Source organism: Alteromonas sp. KS69 (assembly GCF_003989595.1).
Taxonomy (GTDB): Bacteria; Pseudomonadota; Gammaproteobacteria; order Enterobacterales; family Alteromonadaceae; genus Alteromonas; species Alteromonas naphthalenivorans.
This window is the reverse complement of the sequence record NZ_PYHU01000005.1, coordinates 166,668-187,876: the sequence shown is the minus strand read 5'-3', so window position 1 is coordinate 187,876 and position 21,209 is coordinate 166,668. Positions and strand designations below refer to the sequence as shown.

At 43.9% G+C, this 21,209-nt stretch carries 18 protein-coding genes and 2 tRNA genes; 9 read left to right on the top strand and 11 right to left on the bottom strand.

The window, feature by feature from the left end:
* Positions 1-62: 62 nt before the first annotated feature.
* From C7Y69_RS04160 to C7Y69_RS04125, 8 genes are all read right to left on the bottom strand, one after another.
* Positions 63-755 carry an electron transport complex subunit E gene (locus C7Y69_RS04160; protein ID WP_126871907.1) on the bottom strand — a complete coding sequence of 231 codons (693 nt, stop codon included), beginning with the start codon at positions 753-755 and terminating at the stop codon, positions 63-65.
* Entirely contained in the window at positions 752-1,420 is a 669-nt protein-coding gene (gene rsxG / locus C7Y69_RS04155; protein ID WP_013784957.1) for an electron transport complex subunit RsxG, read from the bottom strand. The genes C7Y69_RS04160 and rsxG overlap by 4 nt, the downstream gene beginning before the upstream one ends.
* A complete protein-coding gene (gene rsxD / locus C7Y69_RS04150; RefSeq protein ID WP_013784956.1) occupies positions 1,421-2,509 on the bottom strand; it encodes an electron transport complex subunit RsxD in 1,089 nt (362 codons plus the stop codon).
* Positions 2,506-5,106, bottom strand: a complete 2,601-nt coding sequence (gene rsxC / locus C7Y69_RS04145; protein WP_126871906.1) for an electron transport complex subunit RsxC — start codon at positions 5,104-5,106, stop codon at positions 2,506-2,508. The genes rsxD and rsxC overlap by 4 nt, the downstream gene beginning before the upstream one ends.
* Before the next feature lie 3 nt (positions 5,107-5,109).
* Entirely contained in the window at positions 5,110-5,679 is a 570-nt protein-coding gene (gene rsxB / locus C7Y69_RS04140; protein ID WP_013784954.1) for an electron transport complex subunit RsxB, read from the bottom strand.
* A complete protein-coding gene (gene rsxA, locus C7Y69_RS04135) occupies positions 5,679-6,260 on the bottom strand; it encodes an electron transport complex subunit RsxA (protein ID WP_013784953.1) in 582 nt (193 codons plus the stop codon). The genes rsxB and rsxA overlap by 1 nt, the downstream gene beginning before the upstream one ends.
* 213 nt (positions 6,261-6,473) lie before the next feature.
* A tRNA-Asn gene (locus C7Y69_RS04130) sits at positions 6,474-6,550 on the bottom strand.
* Positions 6,551-6,578: 28 nt separating this feature from the next.
* Positions 6,579-6,655, bottom strand: a tRNA-Asn gene (locus tag C7Y69_RS04125).
* 1,171 nt (positions 6,656-7,826) lie between these two features.
* On the opposite strand from C7Y69_RS04125, the gene C7Y69_RS04120 reads away from it, so the two are divergent.
* The 5 genes from C7Y69_RS04120 (at position 7,827) to C7Y69_RS04100 (ending at position 13,104) form a co-directional block, all read left to right on the top strand.
* The gene (locus C7Y69_RS04120; RefSeq protein WP_083820195.1) at positions 7,827-9,116 is read left to right on the top strand and encodes an MATE family efflux transporter; all 1,290 of its coding nucleotides are present in this window, start codon (positions 7,827-7,829) and stop codon (positions 9,114-9,116) included.
* Positions 9,117-9,144: 28 nt separating this feature from the next.
* Complete coding sequence (uvrB, locus tag C7Y69_RS04115; RefSeq protein ID WP_013784951.1) at positions 9,145-11,160, top strand: excinuclease ABC subunit UvrB; 2,016 nt, start codon at positions 9,145-9,147, stop codon at positions 11,158-11,160.
* Between the two features lie 169 nt (positions 11,161-11,329).
* Positions 11,330-12,256, top strand: coding sequence for a LysR family transcriptional regulator (locus tag C7Y69_RS04110; RefSeq protein WP_057793076.1), 927 nt, complete (start codon positions 11,330-11,332; stop codon positions 12,254-12,256).
* 27 nt (positions 12,257-12,283) lie between these two features.
* Entirely contained in the window at positions 12,284-12,700 is a 417-nt protein-coding gene (locus C7Y69_RS04105) for a hypothetical protein (protein ID WP_312847913.1), read from the top strand.
* Positions 12,697-13,104, top strand: a complete 408-nt coding sequence (locus C7Y69_RS04100) for a hypothetical protein (RefSeq protein ID WP_126871905.1) — start codon at positions 12,697-12,699, stop codon at positions 13,102-13,104. The genes C7Y69_RS04105 and C7Y69_RS04100 overlap by 4 nt, the downstream gene beginning before the upstream one ends.
* 16 nt (positions 13,105-13,120) lie before the next feature.
* On the opposite strand, the gene queC is transcribed toward C7Y69_RS04100, so the two are convergent.
* Complete coding sequence (gene queC / locus C7Y69_RS04095; RefSeq protein ID WP_013784947.1) at positions 13,121-13,777, bottom strand: 7-cyano-7-deazaguanine synthase QueC; 657 nt, start codon at positions 13,775-13,777, stop codon at positions 13,121-13,123.
* A 117-nt stretch (positions 13,778-13,894) separates the two neighbouring features.
* Between queC and queE the strand changes: the two genes are divergently transcribed.
* Both queE and C7Y69_RS04085 read left to right on the top strand, forming a co-directional pair.
* Positions 13,895-14,545 (top strand): 7-carboxy-7-deazaguanine synthase QueE, encoded by a 651-nt coding sequence (gene queE / locus C7Y69_RS04090; RefSeq protein ID WP_126872072.1) that lies wholly within the window; start codon positions 13,895-13,897, stop codon positions 14,543-14,545.
* 31 nt (positions 14,546-14,576) lie between these two features.
* Positions 14,577-15,437 carry an amino acid ABC transporter substrate-binding protein gene (locus tag C7Y69_RS04085; protein ID WP_126871904.1) on the top strand — a complete coding sequence of 287 codons (861 nt, stop codon included), beginning with the start codon at positions 14,577-14,579 and terminating at the stop codon, positions 15,435-15,437.
* Positions 15,438-15,568: 131 nt separating this feature from the next.
* Here the strand turns inward: C7Y69_RS04085 and asnB are convergent, their stop codons facing one another.
* The gene (asnB, locus tag C7Y69_RS04080) at positions 15,569-17,242 is read right to left on the bottom strand and encodes an asparagine synthase B (protein ID WP_013784944.1); all 1,674 of its coding nucleotides are present in this window, start codon (positions 17,240-17,242) and stop codon (positions 15,569-15,571) included.
* Between the two features lie 391 nt (positions 17,243-17,633).
* On the opposite strand from asnB, the gene C7Y69_RS04075 reads away from it, so the two are divergent.
* Complete coding sequence (locus C7Y69_RS04075; protein ID WP_013784943.1) at positions 17,634-18,416, top strand: RMD1 family protein; 783 nt, start codon at positions 17,634-17,636, stop codon at positions 18,414-18,416.
* A gap of 95 nt (positions 18,417-18,511) precedes the next feature.
* Here C7Y69_RS04075 and C7Y69_RS04070 read toward each other — a convergent pair whose 3' ends face one another.
* A complete protein-coding gene (locus tag C7Y69_RS04070) occupies positions 18,512-20,218 on the bottom strand; it encodes a M28 family metallopeptidase (RefSeq protein WP_126871903.1) in 1,707 nt (568 codons plus the stop codon).
* 69 nt (positions 20,219-20,287) lie between these two features.
* On the opposite strand from C7Y69_RS04070, the gene C7Y69_RS04065 reads away from it, so the two are divergent.
* Positions 20,288-21,193 (top strand): DUF3025 domain-containing protein, encoded by a 906-nt coding sequence (locus C7Y69_RS04065; protein WP_126871902.1) that lies wholly within the window; start codon positions 20,288-20,290, stop codon positions 21,191-21,193.
* Positions 21,194-21,209: the final 16 nt, after the last annotated feature.

Below are 21,209 nucleotides of genomic sequence, written 5' to 3'. Positions count from 1 at the left end.
TCCATTCAGGCTTAGCCATTCAGGCGTAACCATATTCTCTGCCACTAGCCGCTTAGCATTTATTATGCGTCGGCGGTAACACGTGCGCGAGTGGCTTTTTCTTTTACCGTAGTCTCGCGGGCTGCTATTCGAGCATCAATCATATTCTTAAAAGCAATTAAAAGCCCCATGCCCAAGAACGCACCGGGAGGCAATATTGCTAGCAAGAAAGGAGAATCGGTTTCAAATAAGGTGAGTGTCCAGTTACTGGCAATGCTGCCGAATAGCCTGTCGGCACCTGCGAACAAGGTTCCAGCACCTAAAACTTCTCGCATACCGCCAAGCACAACAAGTACGAAGGTGAACCCTAATCCCATCACTAGGCCATCATATGCTGATGCGCCCGCACTGTTTTTAGAGGCAAAAGCTTCCGCTCTACCGATGATTGCGCAGTTAGTAACAATCAACGGAATGAATATGCCCAGCGCAAGGTATAACTCGTAGGTAAAGGCGTTCATTAAAAGCTGCACTATGGTAACAAAGGCGGCAATAATCATAACAAATACAGGAATGCGTATTTCGTTTCGAACAATATTCCGTACCAATGAAACGGTAACGTTACTGCCAATCAATACTAGCGTGGTAGCTAAGCCTAACCCTAGTCCATTTATAAAGGTGGCGGTTACCGCCAGCAAAGGGCATAAGCCTAGAAGTTGCACTAGGGCAGGGTTGTTCTTCCAAATACCTTGGAGGGTAAGGTCGCGATAATCTGTCATTCGCTTAACACCTCATTGGTTGGTAATACGTCATTTTCAATACCGCACATATTAGGAGCGGAAAATAAAGTTTGTTGGTTATCTTGCACGTAAAGCAGTGCATTTTTAACCGCGCTAACCACCGCTCGCGGCGTTATTGTGGCACCAGTGAATTGATCGAACTCACCGCCGTCTTTTTTCACTTGCCATACAGGCAAGGCACTTACTGAAAAGTGTTTTCCGGTGAATGACGTTATCCAATCGCTGATCGACAATTCTATTTTATCACCCAGTCCTGGGGTTTCTTTATGCTCTAACACGCGAACACCAAGCACATTCATTTGCGTATCTACCCCAATGACCAGCGCAATATCACCGCTATAACCATCTGGTGCGGTAGCTTCAATGGCTAGAGCTGTAGGTTCGCCGTTTATCCGTGCTCGATAAACCGTATGAGGTTCTTGGGTGCCTAAATTGGAGCTTACCACCGCCGTGCAATCAGCATAAAGCTCATTGTCATGTAACTCATGCGGCACCACTTCATTTAATATACTAAGCAATTTTTGCTTTTGTTGCTGTGCAATACGTTCGGCTGTACCGTTATAGGTGAGGGCGATGAGCGCAGTACCAATTATCGCAAACGCACTTAGCATCAAACCATTTTTTACTAGCGTCTCTTTTACCATTTACTCTACTCGCCTTGCTTTCTTAGTAACCTGATGCCCGTATGTACGGGGGCGGGTATAGTAATCAATCAGCGGCACGACCATATTCATAATAATGACTGCAAAAGCAATCGCGTCTGGGTAACCGCCAAAAACTCGAATAATAACCACCCAAAAGCCAATGGCTGCGCCATAAATTATGCGCCCTTTTGGTGTGGTTGACGCAGATACCGGGTCGGTGGCAATAAAGAATGCGCCTACCATCACTGCACCGTTAATGAGATGAAAAAGCGGCGATGCATAATGATCGGCATCAATCATATAAAGCAATAATGCAAAAACCGCCACTGACGCCAACATGCTGCCTGGAATATGCCAGCTAATCACTCTTAACTTCACAAGCCACAGGCCGCCGAGTAAATAACTTAAACTTACCCATCCCCAACCTGCACCAGCAGATTGAAATAGCCCCGTGGAAAAAATAGGTCTGAGCAATGATTCTGAGTACGTAATACCCAAGGTTAAGTCAGTTTTTAGGGTGTCGAGCGGTGTGGCCATTGTTACACCGTCTGCCACAGTCCGTAACTGGGTAACATCGTAACCTGTGGTCGAAAAGTCGGTAAAAATAAGTGCCGCAGAGTCTAAGAAGCTAGGTGTTAAGCTAGCTAGGTGCTGCGGGGGTAACCATAAACTCATGGCGGCCGGGAATGAAATTAACAGTACTACATAGCCAATCATCGCTGGATTGAAAATGTTAAACCCTAAGCCACCGTATACTTGTTTGGCGACGGCAATGGCGAAAAATACGCCTGTAATCGTCATCCACCATGGCAGTGTAGGCGGAATGCTAATAGCAATTAGCAGGCCGGTTAGTATGGCGGAGTAGTCGGTTAACGTACGCTCGATAGGGCGTTTACGTAACCAGAGGATAACCCCTTCAAAAACGAGGGCACTGGCGACCGCTAAAAAGGCTTGAATGAGTGTACCCCATCCAAAAAATACGGTTTGAGCAATAATACCAGGCACCATGGCATAAATGACCAAGCGCATGACCTGGCCAGTATCGCGCTTCACTCTTTGATAGGGAGAACTCGATAAGATTAATTTCATGATTGATTGTTCTCACTTTCTGCCGCTGCTTTTTTTGCTTTAGCCTTAGCGACGGCCGCTGCAATACGGCTTTTTTTCTCAAGAGCAGGATCGTTTGCTTCTTCAGATAGTACTGATTGTGGAGCGGTTTGCTCGGCTTCGCTTGTAGGGGTAGGTAACTCGGCTTTCTCTGATACCTTTACCTGCTCAGGCTCAACATCTTGACTAGCAGTGCCTGAATCATCAGTTTGCGTTTTCTGAATTTCCGCTAAACGTTTTTTCGCTTTAGCTTTTGCTACCGCCGCAGCTATTCTGGCTTTCTTGTCATCCGCGGTGTTCGTGGTTTCGTTGTTTGACGCTTTTTCGACATTGTCAACACTACTGTTTGGCCTTTCAAGAGGCTTTTCGTGTTCTGTATCAATATGGCTAGCTTTAGCTTCAACAGTACCTTCAGCATCATCTGACGCTGTTTTAGGCGCTTTTAAATCGCCACGGCTCTGCTGTTTTTGTAATTCTGCTTTCTTAGCTTTTGCTTTAGCAATTGCGGCGGCAACCCGGGCTTTTTTCTCATCTTGCAGTTGCGTTGATGAAGCTGAGGTAGAAGCCTCTTCCTTTGCCTGACTTTGTGGTAAATCGCTTCCAATTACTTCAGCGCTGCTTTCGTCTAGTTGTTGGCGTGCTGCTTTTTTGGCTTTTGCTCGCGCGATGGCGGCGGCAACTTGCGCTTTCTTATCGTCGGCAGCCGTGCTTACATTTTCAGCTTGGTTTTCAACTTGGGTTTCAGTCGCTTGTTGATCTGTCTGTGCTGTCGATTGAGATTCTGAAAAAACTTCATCAGATTTAGGTGCTTCAGACGCCGATTCTTTAAGCTTCTGGGCTTTTTTAGCTTTAGCGCGTGCTATGGCGGCGGCAACTTGCGCTTTTTTATCATCAGCAGGTGAGCTTGCGGTAGTGCTTGTGCTATTTGCGGCTGCAGGTTTTGCGTCAGCTACGCTTGTTTCGTCAGAATTAGCGCTCTGAAGGGCTGCTTTTTTCGCTTTGGCTCTGGCTAATGCAGCCGCGACTTTATCTTTAGAGCTATTTTGCTCTGTAGAAGGGGCTGGTGATGCAGATTGGCTATCGGAATTATTCTTTGCAGCAAGTCGTGCTTCTTTAGCGCGGCGGTGTTTGGCTTCACGCTCTTCTTTTTCCCGTTCTAGGCGCTCGTTTCGCGCTTCAAAACGTTGTTTCGCTTTTTCTGCTTTGTTCTTTTCGTCTCGTTGCAATCGTATTTCAGATTTAGCTTGGCGGTAATAATGAACCAAAGGTATTTCACTGGGGCATACATACGCACAAGCACCACATTCGATACAGTCGAAAAGATCGTAGTCTTCAGCTTTGTCGTATTCTTTTGCTTTGGCGTGCCAAAACATTTGTTGTGGTAGTAAAGAAACAGGGCATGCGTCAGCACACGCACTACAACGAATACACGGGCGTTCGGCGTTATCGTCTACCAGTTCTTTTTTGCTGGGTACTAATAAACAGTTAGTGGTTTTCACCACAGGTATGGTGGCATCCGCCAAGGCAAAGCCCATCATAGGGCCGCCCATAATCACTTTAGGCGACGTTTGCTTTTTAGCTTGGTAGCTGGCTTCTTCTAGCAAGTGCTTTACTGGTGTACCAAGTAAAGCTCGAAAATTAGCAGGCTTAGCTACGGCATCACCGGTTACCGTGACAATACGTTCAATAAGTGGCTTACCGTGTAAAATAGCATCGGCAATGGCAAAACAGGTCCCCACGTTAAACATCATGACGCCAATGTCTGCCGGAAGACCGTTACGGGGCACTTCGCGGCCCGTGATAACTTGAATTAATTGTTTCTCACCACCTGCAGGGTATTTCGTTTCAATAGGTACTACCCGATACGCATCCTTGTCTTGGCAGGCTATATTAAGTGCTTGAATGGCTTCAGGCTTGTTATCTTCAATGGCAATAACAATCGCTTTAGGCTCAATAATATGCGCTAAAATGTCTAAGCCTTGGCGAATCTGCCACGCGTGTTCGCGCATAAGGCGATCATCTGCAGTAATGTAAGGTTCGCACTCAACGCCGTTTAGCACTAAAAACTCAACGGGCTTACTGGTGGCGGTTTTAATATGGGTAGGAAAGCCTGCGCCTCCCATGCCAGAAATGCCGGCTTGGCAGATGGCATCTACAATCGTATTTTTATCTACCGCAGTATAATCAGCTAAAGGTGATAGCTCGCCCCACGTATCTTTATCATCGGGCTTAATGCTAACGCACATTTCCGTAAGACCACTAGGATGAGCAACCACGTGAGGTGCTATAGCAACGATATGCCCCGAGGTGGGCGCATGCACTGGCACAGCGTAAGGTGTTGTAGCATTAGATAGCGCTTGGCCTTTGTAAACATAGTCACCTACGTTTACGCAGCATATACCTTCTGAACCCACATGTTGACGTATAGGCAATGTGAGCAGATCTGGCATTGTTGGCTGCACAATAGCGGCCTTGTTCGACAGTCTCTTTTTATCATCAGGGTGCACGCCGCCTGGGAACGAAAAGAGTTTCCCTGAATTTAGGCGTTCAATAATGTTATCAAAATCTGGGTAGTTCAACGCTTACGACACCATTTTAATTGGAATGTCACCTTTAGGTGATGAGGAAAAATCCCACTTCCATGTTGCTGTGGTTGGTGTAACAGGCACCATATCGATACAGTCTACTGGGCAGGGATCTACACATAAATCGCAGCCCGTACACTCTTCAACAATCACTGTATGCATATGCTTTGCTGCACCTAATATGGCGTCAACGGGGCATGCTTGAATACACTTGGTACAACCAATACATTCGTCTTCTCGAATGAAGGCGACTTTTTTCGTATCTTCTTCGCCGTGAGCCGCATCGAGAGGTTTTGGTTCTACCCCCATCAAATCGGCAAGTTTTTTTATGGTCGACTCACCACCTGGGGGGCATTTATTAATTTCATCACCATTAGCAATGGCTTCTGCATAGGGTTTGCAACCAGGGTAGCCACATTGTCCACATTGAGTTTGGGGCAATATTTCATCGATTTGATCAACCAATGGGTCGCCTTCCACCTTAAATCGAATACTGGCATAACCTAAAATTAAACCGAAGAGAAGCGCAAGCGCGCCTAATGCGATGATGGCGTATGTCATGGTCATTATACTTTCACCAAACCGCTAAAGCCCATAAATGCCAAAGACATAAGGCCCGCCGTTATCATTGCAATCGATGCCCCTTTAAATGAAACAGGCACATCGGCAGCAGCTAAACGTTCTCGCATGGCCGCAAATAGAACTAGCACTAATGAAAAGCCAACAGCCGCACCAAAGCCATAAATAAGGCTTTCCATGAAGTTATGCTGCTCGGTAAGATTCAGCAAAGCAACACCAAGCACAGCGCAATTGGTGGTAATAAGAGGTAGGAAAATACCTAATAAGCGGTAAAGGGTAGGGCTGGTTTTATGCACCACCATCTCGGTGAACTGAACCACGACAGCAATCACTAAAATAAACGCTAATGTTCGTAAGTAGCCAATACCTAAAGGCGCAAGTAGATAAGTCTCTACTAAGTAGCTTGTGGCCGAGGCTAGCGTTAATACAAACGTGGTGGCCATAGACATGCCCATGGCAGTTTCGAGTTTGCTCGACACACCCATAAAAGGGCATAAGCCAAGAAACTTCACCAGCACGAAGTTATTAACTAATACGGTACCAATTAATAGTAATAAAAATTCAGTCATGAAAATCGCAATTCCTACGAGGAATTAGTTGAGTCTCGGCATAATGGCCGTACTCGAAATTGAAACAGGAATAATTTGTCTATTATCGCTTTTTAGGCGCAGATTAACAACTTGATTGAATTAGGGTTATTTAATGAATATATAAGCTATTTCAGGAAGAAAAAAACGTATGAGATAATAGAAGAAGTATAAAGCGGTAATGAGCCAACCAAGTGGCTCCCCCTCCCCGATTCGAACGGGGGACCTGCGGATTAACAGTCCGTCGCTCTAACCAACTGAGCTAAGGGGGAATTGCACTTAAAGTTGTCGATGAAAAGTTGGCTCCCCTTCCCCGATTCGAACGGGGGACCTGCGGATTAACAGTCCGTCGCTCTAACCAACTGAGCTAAAGGGGACCTGCTTTTCAACGGGGCGGAATATTAAAGAGCATCTGGGTTTCTGTCAACAACCTTAATCAATTTTTTATGCTAAGTGGTCAAAAAATAGCTTTTCAGGGGTTTTGTGCTCAAGTTTGCACCAAAACCAAGAAAGTGATGCTTAATTACTGAGCGAGTATTCGTATCGCCGTATTTAACTGTATTATCGAAGGAGTGAATATTAACGAACAGCGACTCGTTTTTTGGAGTAGCAAAATACGAAACCTATATAATAAAATAGAATAAAAAATGTTTTGTATACTGGTATTGTGTACAGTGTTTAATAAATATGTAACCTACGGCTTAGTATCTCAAGGTTAGTCTTCACTTACATAATTAGGAAGGGGTTACCCAGCATAGGGCGTAATTGCTGGGGTAGAGCTACTTATCCACTAATTCTGTGGATAACTATGTTGATAGTTATTAACTTGAGGATAAATTGGTAAGATCATCGTGGTCATGATCGTTAACTTCATATGCCCGTTAGCACTAAAATTAAAATCATTTCAATAACTTATGTGTTAACGCTAGATCTCTTGTTAAGATCTTAATAGATCTGTTGGACAAAAAATATCTTGTGTGTTAATTCGTCGACTATCAGTTACTTTTTCAACGATATAACAGTCAGAAATGAAAGGTTTACATAAATTTTACATTTTGTTCGGCATAGTTCTTAAGGCAACCTAGGGTTAATCGACCGAACGACTGTCTTAAAAGCGCAATCTAGCCGTAATGAAATTGTCATTACAGTAAATTGGCTTAATTTATAAACTAACCTGACAAGGCTTCTAACATTAGCTAGCAAAAAAGTGTGTTCAACGACATCTGCGCCAATGTCTGCCTAAAACGTGTAAATTAGCCATTAGTATTAATTTAAAAGATGCTCAGGTGGCAAAACCGACACCTGACCAAGCCCAAACCTAGCTTGGTCGATTTAACATAGCCAATGTGGTCAGTCTCACATAGACTACTGTCAGCATCTTGTTGTGAGGCAAGTTTAGTTATATACGATAGTCAGTATTTATTAGCGCCAGTTATTTCTACCAATCAACTATTGAGAGGGTTTGTGAAAACAGACGAGTCCCCGAGCCGAGCAGCGAATCTTTTAAACGGTGATATTCCTTCTACCCTAAAACGCATGACAATACCTATGATACTGGGCATGGTCATGATGATGAGTTTCGGGTTAATCGATACCTTCTTTGTCAGTTTACTCGGCACTGAGCCTCTCGCTGCCATTAGCTTTACTTTTCCCGTCACCTTTACCGTTATTAGTTTAAATATTGGGTTAGGCATCGGTACGTCGGCTATTATTGGCAAGCTGCAAGGCAGTAGAGAATTAAGTGAGTCGAAGAATTACGCGACTGGTTCGCTGATGCTTTCTACCCTATTAGTGGGTACGCTGGCGTTAATTGGTTACTTCACCATTGAACCCATTTTTACTTTGCTAAACGCCTCGCCAACATTATTACCCTATATAAGGGATTATATGTCCTTGTGGTACGCGTCGAGTATTTTCCTTTCATTGCCTATGGTGGGAAACAGTGTACTAAGGGCCTGTGGCGACACGCGTACCCCAAGTATTGTTATGGCAACCGTAGGGGGCTTAAATGCATTGCTCGACCCCTTGTTTATTTTCGGTGCAGGTCCGGTTCCCGCAATGGGCATCAAAGGCGCTGCCCTTGCTACGTTATTAGCGTGGATGGTGGGTGCAGTGTGGATACTTTATTTACTGGCGGTTAAACGAAACCTTATTCTGCCCCGACTTCTTTCATTGCTAGAACTAAAGGCAATAAGCGGGGATATATTAAAAATAGGCTTGCCGGCGGCTGGGGCTAATATGCTTACGCCGATAGCTGGTGGCGTAATGACCGCAGTGGTGGCCAGTTATGGTGCCGAAGCGGTAGCAGCTTGGGGAGTAGGAAGCAGAATGGAGTCTATTGCCAGTATTGTGGTACTTGCTCTTTCTATGACTTTACCGCCATTTATTAGCCAAAACGTGGGTGCAAATAGATTTGATAGAGTGCATAGCGCTTATATGGTGTCGTTAAAATTTGTGCTTTTCTGGCAGTTGTTCGTATTTGTTGTTATGTGGGTGTGTTCCGGCTGGATTGCTGTTGCCTTCACCAGCGAGCCGGAGGTGAGCCGACTCATTCAACTGTTTTTAATGATAGTGCCTTTAGGGTATGGCATGCAGGGTATTATTATTTTGACGAATTCTTCGTTAAATGCGATGCACCACCCTTTGAGTGCATTGGCATTGAGTGTTATCAGATTGTTTGTATTTTTTGTGCCAATAAGTATCGCGGGAAGTTACTTTTTCGGTTTAACCGGATTGTATTGGGGAACGGTAGTGGCAAACATTGCCATGGCGACCGTGTCTTTTGTTGTATTTAAAAATACGCTCTCGGTATTTAAACAGGAACAACATGCTACCTAGGTGGCAAGGTAAATAAGGTATTTAATAAATGAGTAAAGGTTTTGAACTTCATTCAAGCTACAAGCCAGCGGGCGATCAACCCGCTGCCATAGAAACCTTGGTGGATGGCCTAGAAAGTGGCTTAGCAGCGCAAACCCTATTAGGTGTTACCGGTTCTGGTAAAACTTTTACCATGGCGAATGTTATTAGCGAAGTTCAAAGACCAACGCTCATTCTGGCGCATAACAAAACCTTGGCGGCACAGTTATACGGGGAAATGAAAGATTTTTTCCCTAACAATGCGGTTGAATATTTTGTTTCTTATTACGATTACTACCAACCAGAAGCATACGTACCAAGTACCGATACGTTTATTGAGAAAGATGCATCGATAAACGATCATATCGAGCAAATGCGTTTGTCTGCAACAAAGGCATTGATGGAACGCCGAGATGTTGTGATTGTAGCCAGTGTTTCGGCTATTTATGGTTTGGGTGACCCCGAGTCGTACATGAAAATGCTTTTGCATTTGCGACAGGGCGATACTATGGATCAGCGAGATATTTTGCGCAGACTTGCCGAGCTTCAATACAAGCGTAACGATTTAGCCTTCGAGCGGGGGACATTCCGTGTGCGTGGCGATGTGATTGACATATTCCCTGCGGACTCAGAGAAACAAGCGGTGCGTGTTGAGCTGTTTGATGATGAAATTGATAAAATTAGTTTGTTCGATCCGCTGACAGGCGCAGTCGACAAATCGGTTGTACGGGCAACGGTGTTTCCGAAAACCCATTATGTAACCCCAAGAGAAAAAATCCTTGATGCCATCGAGCACATAAAAGGGGAATTGAAGTCTAGAAAGGCGCAGCTGCTAGAAATTAACAAACTAATAGAAGAGCAGCGAATTTCTCAGCGTACTCAATTTGATATTGAGATGATGATGGAGCTTGGGTATTGCTCGGGCATAGAAAACTACTCACGTTATCTCTCTGGCCGAGCGCCTGGCGAGCCGCCCCCAACGTTATTAGATTACTTTCCTGCGGATGGCCTCATGTTCATTGATGAATCCCATGTAACGGTTTCTCAAATTGGTGCCATGTACAAAGGCGATCGCTCTAGAAAAGAAACCTTGGTGGAATACGGGTTCCGTTTACCTTCAGCGCTTGATAATCGCCCACTTAAATTTGAAGAATTTGAGCAAATTTGCCCACAAACGGTATACGTATCGGCTACTCCTGGTGAGTATGAACTTAAAAAGACCCATGGCGACATTGTAGAGCAAGTGGTGCGCCCCACAGGGCTGTTAGATCCCATCATTGAAGTGCGCCCCGTCGCTACCCAAGTTGACGACGTATTATCGGAAATTCACAAACGAGTGGCGCTTGATGAAAGGGTACTTATTACTACGCTCACTAAGCGAATGGCCGAAGATTTAAGTGAATACTTAAATGAGCATGGCGTTAAAGTACGGTATTTGCATTCAGATATCGACACGGTAGAACGCATTGAGATTATTCGTGACTTACGTATTGGTAAGTTCGATGTGCTGGTAGGGATTAACCTGCTTCGTGAAGGCTTAGATATGCCTGAAGTTTCACTGGTAGCAATTCTTGATGCCGATAAAGAAGGCTTTTTGCGCGCAGAGCGCTCGCTAATTCAAACGATTGGTAGAGCGGCACGTCACATCAACGGTCGCGCCATTTTATATGGCGATAAAATTACTAAGTCGATGAAAAAAGCCATGGACGAAACTGAGCGTCGCCGTGAAAAACAGATTGAACATAATAAAGCGAATAACATCACGCCGATGCGCTTGAATAAGCCGATTACCGATATTATGGATTTGGGTGAAGGGGCTCATCCAGCGTCCGGTAAAGTAAGGCTTCGCAAAGTAGAAGAGAAGAAGAAACAGAAGAAGGCGGCAAGTGCGACTGAGTTAATGGATCAAATAGCCGAGCTTGAAAAGCAGATGTTTGAATATGCCAGAGAGCTTGAGTTTGAAAAAGCTGCGTCGTTAAGAGACGACGTAGAGGCTCTAAGAAAGCAGGTCGTTGCGTTGTCGTAATGAACTCGTTGGTGATTCTGCTTAGAAAATAATCACGTTAATTTTGTTTAATCGCATATAACAGTATGTTTATCGCAGAGATTCACCTTAAATTGTCGTTGTAATCGAGGCGCCAGTTGCATATAGTTGATACTTAAGTATCTATAACTATACCTATAATGGTGCCTTTATGCTAAATCGTCTTCAAGAGTCGGATATCAAATTGTTACGTGTGTTTTATGCGGTAGCAAGTTGTAATGGTTTCACTGCTGCAGAACCTGTGTTGCGCATGCAACGTCCAAATATCAGTGCTGCAATTAAGAAGCTTGAAGAACGTTTAGATTTGGTATTATGCCACCGCGGTCGTGGTGGCTTTCAAATGACAAAAGAAGGCGAAGTGGTTTTCCAAGAAACCAAGCGTATTTTCAACGCCTTCGATAATTTTGTATTTAATTTGAAATCATTGCACGACGACTACTCAGGTCACATTACGCTAGTGCTTATGGCTGGTCTGCCGCTTTCTATGCATTTAGCGGTGAGTAAAGCCGTTAAAAGCACGATGAAAAAATTTGATGACATCCACGTTAATATCCAAACACGTTTATACAATGAAGTAGAGCATGTTGCCTTATCTGGTGAATGTCATTTGGTGGTATCGACCTACGATATGGTAAAACCCGAATCTGTGACTTTTCATCCTATAGGGATCACCACAGATGGGCGTTTATATTGTTCACCTACACACCCGTTAGCCAAATATCGTGATACTGCATTGCCTGAAAATATTAAAATTGAAGACTATCCGGCCATTGGTATCTCTGGTTTATCTTCAGCAAACTACATCGATAATGAGTCTCGTCTTGCTATTCAAACCTTTTCAGACTCCTTCGACGCTGCAATGTCTGCCATCATGACAGGTGAGTATATTGGTTTGTTGCCTGACTACATGGCAAAAGAGCAGGGCGCAGCGCTAGGGCTAGTACCTATCGCCAATGGCAGCTTGTATAACTTTAGCCACGATCTATTTGTAATGAATGGTAAAAACACGCGATTAAATCCAGTGTTACGGCACTGTATTAAGGAACTCACTTACTTTATAGGCGAAAGTCAAAAGTAGGTTGGGTACGCGAAAATCAAATACTGTATGAAAACGCCTTGTGAAAACAGGGCGTTTTTCGTTTCAACCAAAAAGGAATGGTTTATCTTCTTCTTAGTTAAATTAGTGTCGTTCTTTTTCGGAACGTATTTGTGCTTTTCACTGCATCATTATTTTAATGTCCCAGTAGTGTTGGCCGCTGCTTTTACGGGTTTAGTTGGCAGTTTTTGGCATTGGCCTAAAAAGTATGGCAATCACCCTCAAGCCGCTATTTATGCTGGCGCTTTCGCTGGTATGTGTTCAAGTGCAATTATCACGGGGTGGGAAGCGCTATTATTTATTTCTGTGGTAGGGGCTGGCGTCTATACCCTAACGCGCAATATTTTCGAAGGTTTTGGTGGTCGGCTAGGGGCTATTGCATTTACCGCAGTCAGTAGCCTTATTTTTCTAAGGGCGTTGTTTTGACGGAATTATTAGTTGTTATCACTACCCTTGCCGGCGCGTACACCACTTACCGGTTAGCCAAGCTGCCAAGGTTTAATGTAATTCGAGCGTCCAGTTTACTCACTATTGTATTTTACTTTTCAGTGCTACTTATTCACAACGTACTAATAAGTGAAACTCGTTCATCCGATGCAGCTGAATTTTGGGCCACGGTGTTTTTCGGAGGTAGTTTTGTAGGTATGAGCGCACCACATCGTTTTTCGTATTACTTGCTAACTATTTCGTCGTTATGTTTTGCCGTCATTTTTATGGTGTTGCTGCCATTGCTAGATGGAATTGGTGGTGCACTGGGGTGTAGTGCTTTTATTTCAGTGGCCATAAGCCACTCACTTCGCCTAACGGTGAATAAGCTAAAAGGCGCCTGAGTAGGCGCCAAATCGATTATTCGTAGCTAAGGGGGTCAGTGCAGTGATTCTCTCTGAACGCCTCTAAGCGTTCTTCACAGGCCCCGCATTTGCCGCAAGCTTTCTCTCTTCCGTTATAACACGTCCACGTTTCGCCGTAGTCTAAGCCCATTTTCAACCCGTCGGTTAAAATCGCTGTTTTGCTGTCTTTAATATAAGGCGTCACAATCTCTACCGGGGTGTAATTGGCAATGCGACAAACATCACTCATCTTTTCCACAAACTCAGGTCGGCAGTCTGGGTAAATAGCATGATCGCCAGAATGCGCGCCATAATAAACTTCGTTTGCTTCTAAACTTACGGCATAGCCCACGGCTAACGACAGCAAAATCATATTACGATTAGGCACGACCGTTTGCTTCATGCTAGGTTCTTCGTAATGCCCTTCTGGTACATCGATATCAGAGGTTAGCGATGAGCCACCTATTAAGCTATTAATAGCACTGATATCCACAATTTTGTGAGGCACGTTTAACGATTTACACACTGCTGCCGCATAATCTAATTCTTTCTTATGGCGCTGACCATAATCAAAAGAAAGGGCGTGAACGGTCTTACCATCACGTAAGGCTTTGTGTAAAACAGTGAATGAGTCCATTCCACCTGAATAGATAACAACAACGTTTTCTGACATAGTTTTAAAGTTTTGAGAAATTATGCCCGAATTTTATGTGATCCTTGGTAAAATCGAAACATACAATCGTTAAAGGGTGACATTTTGTCGAAATTAATCACGCTGAACATCAATGAAATGTTCGAAACCATCCAAGGGGAAGGGGCACATACTGGTATCCCGTCTATCTTTGTTCGCTTACAAGGATGCCCTGTAGGTTGCCCATGGTGCGATACCAAACATACTTGGACGCTGGACAATGCCTTGGTAACCACGGCACAACAAGTTATTGATAAGACCAACGAGTCTGAGCACTTTTTTGAAATTGATGAAAACAAGTTATTGTCGCTGTTTTCTGAACAAGGTTATGTGGCAAAGCATGTGGTTATCACCGGCGGTGAGCCTTGTATGTATGACTTGCGCCCACTTACCACGTTGCTACACAACAATGGCTTTTCTACTCAAATAGAAACCAGCGGTACTTATGAAGTGTTGTGTGATGATAGAACTTATGTGACGGTATCACCTAAAATTAATATGAAAGGGGGCATGCCAGTTTTGCTGAGTGCCCTTGAGCGCGCGAATGAAATAAAACACCCTATTGCCATGCAAAAACATATTGATGAGTTAGATGCGCTACTAGCAGATGTATCTTCGTTAGCAGGTAAGCAGGTTTGTTTACAGCCGATAAGTCAGCAACCACGGGCCACCCAACTTGCAGTACAAACCTGTATAGCCCGTAATTGGCGGCTATCCTTACAAACACATAAATATATTGGCATAGAATAAATTACATAAGCGTGAGCAAAGGAGTTCGATAATGGCGTTGAAGTATATAAAAACGGTACTGCTTTTGTGTGCGTTGCTTATATCAACACAAAGTGCCGCGGCGTTGTGGACTATTAATTACCCCAAACCGCTAGATGACTCTGATGCTCGCGCCGAATATCCCATTGCCTTGCTTAAACTAGCCCTTGATAAAACCGGTGTAAATTACGAGCTATTGCCTTCAGATCGTATTCTTCTGTCTTCAAAGGCACTGCGTCAACTGCGCGAAAACCGTGAAGTGAACGTGGTGTGGAGTATGACAGATAGTCAACGTGAAAAAGACCTTCTCCCTATTAGGATCCCGATTGCGAAAGGACTCATTGGCTTGCGGGTATTTGTTATCAATGTAGATAGGGAAGCGGAATTTGCTCGGGTTTCATCAAAAAATGAGTTAATGAACTTCACGCCATTGCAGGGTGAAGAATGGCCAGACACTAAAATACTACAAGCCAACGGCTTTAATGTTGCTACGGTTCCCAATTTCAAAGACGCTTATTCATTGTTACTTCAAAACAAAGGGGATTTCTTTCCTCGCTCGGTCATAGAGGTAACGGCTGAACTTGAAGGGCGATCGGCATCGCTCAAGTTAGAACCTGATATGGCAGTTTATTATCCTACTGCCATGTATTATTTCGTTAATAAGAGTAACCCAACGTTAGCACGGTTAATTGAAACAGGATTGAATCGTGCAATTGAAGACGGCTCTTTTGAAGCGTTATTTAAATCTTCGAATGAAGCCATTTTAGAGCAACTGGACATCAAGAATAGACGAATCTATACGTTAGATAATCCCTTATTGCCGCCTGAAACGCCGTTAGCCGATGAACGACTTTGGTACGTACTTGATAAGTAGAGTTTGTAATACGACCTAAACGCTATCTTGAGCCCATATAGAATTGATAAAGATAGAACTAATAAAAATAGAACCCATAAAAAAACGCGGCAAGAGCCGCGTTTTTTATTTAAAGATTTTGGTGACTAGAACTAGTCAGAGGCACCTGAATGCACGTCTTTCATTGAACGACCTGAAGGATCGGCATTGTTCTTAAAGCTTTCATCCCACTCAAGCGCTTCAACCGTACTACAGGCAATAGATTTGCCACTAGGTACACATCGAGCCGCGCTCTCTTGCGGGAAGTAACCTTCGAAGATAGTACGGTAGTAGTAACCTTCTTTGGTATCTGGTGTGTTCACTGGGAAGCGGAACTCAGCAGAAGCAAATTGTTGGTCAGATACTTCGTTCTCTACGAAATCACGGATAGAATCAATCCAAGAATAGCCTACGCCATCACCGAACTGTTCTTTTTGACGCCATAGCACTTCGGCAGGCAGAGTATCGCCGTTGTCGAACGCTTTACGTAAAATCCATTTTTCCATTTTACCATCAAGACACATTTTATCTTGTGGGTTTAAGCGCATGGCCACGTCGATAAAGTTTTTATCTAGGAATGGTACACGAGCTTCAACACCCCATGCAGAAGTTGCCTTGTTTGCACGAGCACAATCGAACAAGTGAAGACGATCTAGCTTACGTACCGTTTCTTCGTGGAATTCTTTCGCATTTGGTGCTTTGTGGAAGTACAAGTACCCACCAAAAATTTCGTCGGCGCCTTCACCAGACAATACCATTTTAATGCCCATGGCTTTAATCTTACGGGTCATTAAATACATTGGCGTTGCCGCACGAATGGTGGTGGTGTCATAAGTTTCTAGGTGGAAAATCACGTCACGAATGGCATCAAGGCCTTCTTGTATGGTGAAGTGAATTTCGTGGTGTACCGTACCAATCATATCAGCCACTTTCTTCGCAGCTTTCAAATCGGGTGCACCTTCAAGGCCTACCGCGAAGCTATGTAGGCGAGGCCACCATGCTTCTGTTTTATCTTCGTCTTCAACACGTTTAGCAACATACTTTGCCGCAATCGCAGAGACTAATGATGAGTCAAGACCACCCGATAACAATACCGCATAAGGTACGTCAGACATCATGTGAGACTTCACTGATTTTTCAAACGCTACACGTAAATCGTCAAGGTTAGTGGTGTTGTCTTTTACTGCATCGTATTCCATCCAGTCACGTTTGTAGTATTTCGTGATCTGACCGTCTTTACTCCAAAGATAATGCCCAGGAGGAAATTCGCTAATGGTTTTACAAATAGGCGCCAAGGCTTTCATTTCTGAAGCAACGTAGAAGTTGCCATGCTCATCGTAACCTGTGTATAGAGGAATAATACCCATATGGTCACGAGCAATTAGATAAGCATCTTGTTCTTCGTCATAAAGCACAAACGAGAACATGCCTTCTAATTCATCAACAAAACTCACACCTTTTTGTTGAAAAAGCGGAAGAATAACTTCGCAATCTGAGCGAGTTTTAAATGGATAAGGTTCTGCTAAATCATCAGCAAGTTGCTTGTGATTATAAATTTCGCCATTGACGGCTAAAACTTGTTTGCCATTTTGGCTGATAAGCGGCTGAGCGCCGGTGTCCACATCAACAATAGCCAATCTTTCGTGACAAAGAATGGTATTGTCATTATTCCAGATTCCCGACCAGTCAGGGCCACGGTGGCGCAATAATTTTGTTAATTCGAGGGCTTGGGTTCTGAGTTCAGACACATCGGTTTTGATATCAAGGATACCGAAAATACCACACATAAAACGGATTCTCTCTGTTCACTTGTTGAAAAATAATTGAGGTTTTTTCTGTCGGGTACTCGCGAACGAGTTGGCGAAGGTATTGTTGTTTTTTTTAATCGCGCTTTCGCATGCCTTGAATGTGCCAGTCTGACAGGAAATTGCAAGTACAATATGATGAGAAAATGGAAATTATTATTCCAAAACACGATGTTCTTTGGCCAAAGCGTCGCTGCTGTTAGTGTCATTAACTAAAATGTCGCACAAATACTAGGCAGTATACAAGTTTTACCTCCTGTGTTTATATCAAAATTTATTTTATAACTCGTTGATTTTGTAGTTTTTATATTTGTATCTCTTTGCGTTCTTTGGGCGCATAATCTGCCGGTTTTTTCAACACCTGGTAAAGGGTATGCAATTTTCAAACGACCGAGTTTCGGTATATGTTATTCCTGATGTAGATAGCCTTCAAATGGACGCGAGTGTTCAGGGTTCACGCTATCGTGATGCCATGCACATTGAAGTGACAGGCGGTGAAGCTTGGCTTTTTGAGTATGGTGTGGTGGTTTTTTGGGGTGTCGTAGAAGAGGAGCGTGTAGCCTTGCTAAATAGGTTACAGGTTAGCCCTAAGTTGTTGTCTGGTATTCATCAAGAGCATCTGCAATTTGCATTTACTAGTGATGTACTTAGATTGCAACGGGACTTAATTACGCTCTCGATTGACGATCCATTACTTCGGTTATCAATCAGCCACGGATTAGCGCAATCAATAAAGCTCAATGAATACGAGCATAAAGCGCAAGATACTATTACGCGCTATGCGTATTTGCCAAAAGCGTTGGCCGAAACAGGCAAGATAACGTTACGTCGACCCGCATTGGCGAAAATCCGCGGGCATTTATTTAGCACAAAGAGCGACATCTTTTTGCATTATGGGTTGCTTGATACACCCGAGTTCTTTTGGGAATATCCAGAATATGAACATGCTTATAATGCCACGGCGCGATACTTAGATATCCGCCCCAGGGTAGATGTTCTCTCCAACAAGCTGAATGTTATTCATGAGTTGTTCGAGATGTTAGCTGAAGAGCTAAATCATAAACATTCATCGTTTTTGGAATGGATAATTATAATCTTGATTGCGTTTGAAATAGCGACGTTTGGCGCTGAAGAACTCAAAGGGTTGTTCATGTAAGACGCACTATTTAAAGCGTGTTGTATTAGCAATAAAAAAGCCCTGTATCTACAGGGCTTTTTTTATTAAACGCTAGTGTTAACTGAGGTTAAAACTCAATTTTTACGTTGAAACTCACTGGTTTCTTTCCAGGCTGGCCACTGCTCGGCGTTAGCAACGTTAAAACCTACATCAAACAATAGCTGTGTGTCTTGCACAATGCCGCTTAAATCCCAATCGTCACGGTATTGGTCACATACTTGGTGATAACAGCCCGTTACAATCACATTCATGCGTTTACGGTATTTAGCCGTTGTTTCGTCAGCCGGCTCATTACCACCTTCTGCATACAGGGCAGGCACGCCTTTTTTCGCAAAGCTGAAGTGATCGGAACGATAATAGTAGCCAGCTTCAGGACGATCTTCCTGCGTTAACGTTCTGCCTTGTTTATCAGCTGCAGTTTTAAGGTAATCTTCTAAATCTGACTTTCCCATGCCTACCACGGCGACGTTCTTGGTTTTACCTAACACGTTCATGGCATCCATATTGATATTGGCCACCGTATCTTCCAGTGGAATGACGGCGTTATCTGCGTAGTATTTACTGCCTAGTAAACCTTGTTCCTCAGCCGTGACTACTAAAAACGATACAGAACGCTTCGGCGCAATATCTAAGTTGGCGTAGGCTTTTGCCATCGCTAAAATAGCAGCACTGCCTGTAGCGTTATCATGTGCACCATTGTAGATATTGTCGCCTTCTTTAGATTCATCTTTTCCTAGATGATCCCAGTGCGCGGTGTAAATAACATGCTCGTTGGGTAGTTCTGAGCCAGGTAGTGTGGCAATAACATTGTGGCTTTTAGATTTCTTAAATGTATTTTGCACGGTTACCGAAGCATTGATATCCATCGCTTTATGATAAGGCCCAAGCTTGGCTTGATTCTTTTCGTCTTGAAAATTAAAACCTGCGTCAGCAAATACTTTTTCTGCGGCACTTAAGGTTAGCCAACCTTCAATGGCAACGCGGCTAGCGCCTTTGTCCTTAGATACTAGCCCATACTGAGGGCCACTCCAGCTATTCGCCACTACTGACCAGCCGTAAGAGGCCGGAGCCGTTTCGTGAACAATGAGTGCGCCGGCAGCACCTTGGCGGCTAGCTTCTTCGTATTTGTAACTCCAGCGACCATAGTAGGTCATCGTTGTGCCTTGAAACTTCCCACTTTCAGGGTTTTCGAAACCTGGGTCATTCACCAATATCACGACGGTTTTGCCAGTAACATCTAAGCCTTCATAATCGTTCCAGTCGTATTCGGGAGCGTTAACGCCGTAGCCAACAAATACCAGTTCTGAGTTTTCAAGTGAAACGGTTTCTTGCTCACGCTTAGATGAAGCAACCATGTCATCTTTATACGCAAAGCTATTATCACCAATTGTCATGGTCATTTCAGGGTTAGCGGTAATTTCCATTAACGCCACTTCTTGAAGGTAGCTGTCGCCATTACCCGGTGACAATCCCGCCTTTTCAAACTCCCGAGTGAGATAATCCAGTGTTTTTGTTTCACCAATGGTGGTGGGCAAACGACCTTCAAATTCATCAGATGACAGTATTTTTAATGGTTCTCGAATATCTGCATCTGAAATGTTGGCGTAAACTGCGTCGAAGTTAGTCGCGATATGCTTTTTTTGAGTTTGAGTTTGAGTTTGAGTTTGGGTTTGAGTTTGAGTTTCAGGCTGCGTCGTGTCTTTTTCAGGCGCGTTATTGGGGCTGCAAGCACTTACCACTGATACGGCAGTTACCAGCAAGGGCAAAAACATTTTTTTCATTGTTAGTCTCTGTTTGCTCTACAATACCGACCAGTATAGAGAAAACCTTAAGACGAACCAATATTAAGTATGCCAATACCTGTTACTCCTTGGTGTAAACACCATATTCAAGATAATGCGTCTTTACCAGTACATACGCTGTTGAAAGAATTCATGTTGTTAGACGACACTGATTTTCCTAGTGCTGCAAGACTTAACCTTTTGCGTGAAGCGTTTCAACCGCAATGGCAGGGTCCTGCGTTTATAGCGCAAGGAGAGCTTGATAAGAGAACGGCCAACAGTTGTGACAAAAGTACAGAAAATGACAGCCGTTACTATGAAGAAATTATCGCGTGCGACAACTGCGTACCTACGCGGGAAAATAGCTGGCATGATTTGTTCAATGCCCTTATCTGGATCCAATTTCCCGCTACAAAAGCGTTACTGAATGCGCTACACATGCAAGATATTGCGCACCATGGCACACACCCAAGAACCGAGCGACGAAACCGCATTACGCATTTTGACGAATGTGGCGTAGTACTGGCGCTTGAGGAAGGCGACGCGAGTAAATCAAACATGTTGCTGAATACGTTAGCCCAACATCAATGGCAGGATAGCTTTGTTATCCATAGACATGAGTGGGGAACCCACATGACCCCCTTTATTTTTGGGCATGCAAACCTTGAGATGATGCTCTCGCCTTTTATCGGGCTTACGGGGAAGTGGTTGGCAGTGAGTGTGCCTAAAGGGTTTAGCGAGATGAATAAATGGGAACAGCGCCAAGAGGTAGACAAATCATTGGTAAAACGTATCACTGAGCTTGATGCGTTTAACAAATCTCCGCTACTAAAACCTATTCCTTTGCTTGGCATACCAGGGTGGTACGAAAACCAAGATGAAGCTTTTTATAACAATAGCGAGTACTTTAGGCCTATTAGGGCGGGAGCGAAACCGTCTATTCAGCTACCGCTTTTCGACATAACGACGGTTTGAACTCACTTCTTACACC